The 5,268-nt window shown below is 32.9% G+C and carries 4 protein-coding genes; 2 read left to right on the top strand and 2 right to left on the bottom strand.

All coding sequences use genetic code 11. The features are described 5' to 3' along the window. Window positions 1–113 precede the first annotated feature (113 nt). Entirely contained in the window at window positions 114–1,274 is a 1,161-nt protein-coding gene (locus ACFWDE_RS29825) for a tyrosine-type recombinase/integrase (protein WP_377896305.1), read from the top strand. A 1,105-nt stretch (window positions 1,275–2,379) separates the two neighbouring features. Here the strand turns inward: ACFWDE_RS29825 and ACFWDE_RS29820 are convergent. Together ACFWDE_RS29820 and tnpA are read right to left on the bottom strand one after the other, a co-directional pair. After that, entirely contained in the window at window positions 2,380–3,492 is a 1,113-nt protein-coding gene (locus tag ACFWDE_RS29820) for an RNA-guided endonuclease TnpB family protein (protein WP_377896304.1), read from the bottom strand. Window positions 3,493–3,503: 11 nt separating this feature from the next. Beyond that, entirely contained in the window at window positions 3,504–3,902 is a 399-nt protein-coding gene (tnpA, locus tag ACFWDE_RS29815) for an IS200/IS605 family transposase (protein ID WP_377896303.1), read from the bottom strand. A gap of 857 nt (window positions 3,903–4,759) precedes the next feature. On the opposite strand from tnpA, the gene ACFWDE_RS29810 reads away from it, so the two are divergent. Beyond that, window positions 4,760–5,146: a hypothetical protein gene (locus ACFWDE_RS29810; protein ID WP_377896302.1), complete on the top strand. Its 387-nt coding sequence runs from the start codon at window positions 4,760–4,762 to the stop codon at window positions 5,144–5,146. The last annotated feature ends 122 nt before the right edge of the window (window positions 5,147–5,268 follow it).

Raw genomic sequence — 5,268 nt, 5'->3', positions numbered from 1 at the left:
GGTTATTCGTTAGTTTCATTTTTATAAAATTTAATCTTACTATGTAAGTAACTTTTAATGTAATTCAGTTATAATATTAGATATAAAGGGAATTAATATGGAGTTGATTAACAATGAAATTTAAATTAAATACAATTCATAGTGAAACTTATTTAGAAAATATAGAGAAACAAAAACAAAATTTCTCAAACATAATTGCGATATGGAATCAAGATTATATAAATGAAGCTGAATTTAAAAAGGGAAATAACGAAAGAGAAGATTCCTATACATATGAGGGATTTTCAGATGAAGAAATATTGTATTACTATTTAAATCGGCAAACACATTTTGACCAAGAAAAACGTATAAAGGATGCATCCAGGACTCTATATGCACGTGACTTAAGCCAGTTCTATTTTTTCATCAAACAAAGTACAGAATTTCTGCAGCAAGATGTTAAAGATTATGTAGTCGGCCAAGTTTGGAGGAACTTAAGAAAGCGACATATACGTAACTATCAAAAATGGTTATCCCAGGATGCAATCTCCTATCAATCAAAAGAAAAATACAAAATATCTACAATTAGTCGGAAACTTGGTGTAATCCGTTCGTATTTGAAATGGCTATATGAAATTCAATATATCCAGGAACCTCTTCATGTGGAAATTCTAAGCACGACCGTTAATAAACACCATAAACCAAAACGCGAATTATCATATGAGGAAGTGAAGCAGTTGCTTCATTACTATAAGGATAATGAAATTAATTACGCTTTATTATCGGTCCTAGCTACTACGGGATTACGTGTTGCAGAAGTGGCCCATGCAAAGTGGGAAGATCTTGAGTATGACGCTATACGTGGACGTTACTATTTAATAGTTGATACAAAGGGAGATAATGAACGGATTGTTTCTATTAATAAGGAGATTTTCAATCGGATTGTTGCGTTTCGAATCCGGAGACGATTACCTGTGGACATTGGAAATAAAAATGGTGAGACTATATTTCAAACAAAGAATCATACTGCTTATAAAGAAAATTATTTATCACAATATATTTCTAAAATCATTAAGGATACAAAGTTACCCTTTACGGAGAATATACGAATCACTCCCCACTTTTTTAGACATTTTTATGTGCAGTACTTATACGACTACAAAGGACTAGCACCTCATGTAATAGCGGCCGCAGTAGGTCATAAAAATGACCGGACAACAAAAGAAAACTACCTAAAACAAAGATTAACGAAAGATAACGATGCTGGCAATCTAATTAAGGAAGATGAATTCTAATTTCGTTCATATTAAGATTAATTGTATAATTTATATACAACAAAGAAAAAGCACCCGTTATGGATGCTTTTTTATATGAACGAAATATAAATTTAATTGGTGGTGTATGCGTTGGTATTGATTTTAGCGAAGAAATATTAGTAAGGGGGACCATTATATCATTGATACGAACTAGCTTATTTTTCAATTATTTTCCATCTATTAAAATAAGAACCCTTAATCGTTCGGAATTTATTTTAAATTTATAATCTTTCCCACCGTTCATAAACACTTTTACTCCACTCCTGTATTGTTAATTTTTTGCACAATTCAATTCAAATTTACATATGCTACTTATGCACATGTATTCAAATCACATTTGGGAGTGTGACTTGAAACCTACTTTTCAAAAAGCGCTATATAAGCGCTTTTTTTCATGTGTAAATAAGCTCTACAAAATGAATTTTTTATTATATTCTCTTCCAAATAACATTTCCAATCCAGTCTATACTATAACTGTGACTTTAAAGCTACACAACCTAACCTGTAGGGCCTAATTTTCTTTTGTACAACAAATGGTTAGCTAATCAAGCTAGCTGCTTTGTTGTGCCAATGGAATAGGAGCGGTTAAGCTCGTCCTATACTTTAGTATGCTTATTCTTCTTGAAAGGTGAAAAGTAAAAAGACACCTTAATGAGGTGTCTTTTCAGAGTGCCAGAGATAATTTATATGTTGGATACATCTTTCTATATCATTGTATGACCATTAATTCTTGTTATGCCTAAAAAGGTTTTAAATACGTTGATTGTGTAGTTTCAATATAACAAAGAATAAGAACCTGTTATAGACAATTTTTTATACGAACAAGATATAAAATTTAATTGGTGATGTATGCGTTGATATAAATTTTAGCGAAGAAATATTAGTAGACCTAATCATTACATCATTGATACGAGCCAACTTGTTTTTAATTATTTCCCATATATGTGAACTACCCGCCACTTAACGTCCTAACGGACTGTTTGAAGTTGGGGCTTCTCGGTTAATCATTACTTTTGATAGCTAACGAATTCGTCCTAAGACAGCCGAGCTAACTCCCTTGTTCCAAAGGTTATTTTATTACTATTTATGCTAACGCTAATAGGCGTATTGCTTCATTTTTGATATTGATAGCTGAGTTATAATCTCTATCGAGATTTACACCGCATATACAAGAATAGACTCGTTCAGACAATGTCATATTTTTCACATTTCCACAGCTGCTACATGTTTTTGTGGAAGGAAACCATTTGTCTATTTTCACAAATTGTTTTCCTTGTTCGTTTAGTTTATAAGCTAAGAAAGAAGTGAACATACCCCACCCATTATCAGCGACACTTTTTCCAAAATGAAGTGCTTGCGACATTCCTTTCATGTTTAGGTCTTCAATAGCTACAACATCAAAATTAGCAGCTAACTTTTTGGACTCATGATGAAGGAAATTCTTACGTTGGTTAGCTACTTTCTCATGTAACTTAGCTATACGAATACGTTGTTTATTCCAACGCTCAGAACCTTTATTGCGCCTTGATAATACTCGTTGTGCCTTTGCTAATCGGTCTAACATTTCACGATAGAACTTAGGATAATTGGCTTTCTCATCCTCAGAACTAACGTATAATCCATCCATCGCAAAATCTAACCCAACAACTGTTTCTACTTCTTTTTGTACAATCTCTTTTTCGTATTCAGTCAAGATGGACACATAGTATTTACCAGTAGGTGTCATAGAAATCGTACATGACTTGATCATATAATCTTGTGGTATTTCTCTATGTTGTTTGATACGTACCATTTTCAGTTTTGGCAATTTGATATGACCATTAAGTAACATAATATTTCCGTTTACTACATTCGTTGTATAAGACTTTCTGTCTTTTTTACTTTTGAATGTTGGGAAGTCATTTTGACCACTAAAGAAATTCTTATAGGCAGTTTGCAAGTTTAGTTGAGCATTTGCCAAAGCTAATGAATCAACTTCTTTTAACCACTCAAATTCTGCTTTATATTTCGCGGGAGTTGGAGGCTTTTGTTTCTTTAGTTGTTCCTTATCATCTTTGTATTTTTCGTATGCTTCTTTTCGTTCAGCTAACATTTTATTATACACGAAACGTACACACCCGAAGGTTTTACGCATAAGATATGCTTGTTCTTCTGTTGGATACAAACGGAATTTATATGCTTTATTATGCTTTGTCATATCATTTCACCTCACTTTTCACCTTGATTTCCAATATATTTCTTTACTACGTCTATTGGCGAACCACCAGTAGTTAGTAAGCAAAAACTTCTTGACCAAAACATCTCTTTCCAAAGTTTCTTTTTCACTTGTGGAAAGTCTCTCTTGATTAGTCGAGAACTTGCACTTTTATAAGCATTAATAAATTTTGTCATTTCTGTATTCGGATGTGCCTTGAACAAAATATGAACATGGTCTACATCATGATTCCACTCTATCAGTGTTATGTTGTAATTCTCGGATAACCTGACAAACATGTCTTTTGCATAGTCTGATATATCATCATCGAACACATTTCTTCTGTATTTTACGACCAACACAAGATGATAATACAACAAGAACACTGAATGATTATTGCTATCTAATTTCATTCGTATACCAACCTTTATTCTTTATAAGACTGATTTTATCAGAGGCAAAATAAAAAGCAAAGCCTTTTGTCTACACCAAACCGAAATTCATCTCCCACCTATCGTTGGGCTACGCCCTTCACACGCTTGAGGAAGGAGAATTCTTTCGGGGAATGCGTTAAATTTGTACTCTGTCCCACCGTTCATAAACACTTTTACTCTGCTCCTGTATTGTTAATTTATTTGCACAATTCAATTCAAGTTTACATATGCTACACATGCCTGCAGATTACATATAGGCAGGTGTAATCTGAAGCCTACCTTTTAAAGAGCGCTATATAAGCGCTCTTTTTATGTGTAAATAATCTCTACAAAATGATATTTTTGTTATATTCCCTTCCGAATAACATTTCCGATCCGGTTTATACTATAACTGTGACTTTAAAGTTACACAACCTAACTTGTAGGGCCTAATTTTCTTTTGTACAACAAGTGGTTAGCTTATCCAGCTGGCTACTTTGTTGTGTCAAATGAAGTTTTCACTCGGATTTACGCGTCACTTCTTCTATCAGCTAAGATACGATATTAAAATCATTAGCTTCACACATTGAGGATGTTCCGCTCAAAAAACACTCCCGCATATTCTCAATTAATTCTTCAGCCACTTCAATTCGTTCCATACCAATTACATACCTTTTTAGAGTAATAGTATCAGTATGTCCAAGTTTTATAGATTTTTTGCACCAGAACCAAAAACAATATTATTAAACCACTTTCATATTTACATAAAAAATCCACACTTAACTAGACTCCTATACTCACACCATCCTTTCTAGACGAGCATAAGATGTACTAACGAACGAAAGGGGGTAATTTTTATGGGTTTTGGTTTTTGTGGAGGTTGTGATTTCGATAGATGTGATGATCGGAGAGATCATCACAGAAAAGAAGAAAGAGAAGACAATAGAAAAAAACAGAATAACAATCCAGAGCTATTACAATTCTTACACACATTAACTCCTGGTACTTGTATTGTTATTCAATATGATCGTCAACCACCTACAAGTGCAACATTCCAAGGTTTTCAAGGAAACAACGTAATCATTTTATCTGACTTTGATTGTTTCCCAGGATTAGCACGTATTGCAATTAACAAAATTAACGTAGTCTCTATAAATTCACCTGATTGTGATCGTTTCTGTTGTAAACGTCGCAGACATTGTAAAGAACATGACGAACATGAACATGATCATAGAGAAGATTAATAAATTTTAATTAAAAGAAAAATCTTCCCCTTAATTTATAAGCCAATTTGCAAGAAAAACACCTATTAAAAAATAGGTGTTTTTCTTTTCTAAATTATACTTAACTGAACATAAATAACAAA

Origin of the sequence: Bacillus sp. NPDC060175 (assembly GCF_042728695.1) — a bacterium.
Taxonomy (GTDB): domain Bacteria; phylum Bacillota; class Bacilli; order Bacillales; family Bacillaceae_G; genus Bacillus_A.
The sequence above is the reverse complement of the archived record's forward strand: the minus strand, read 5'-3'. Positions and strand labels throughout refer to the sequence as shown.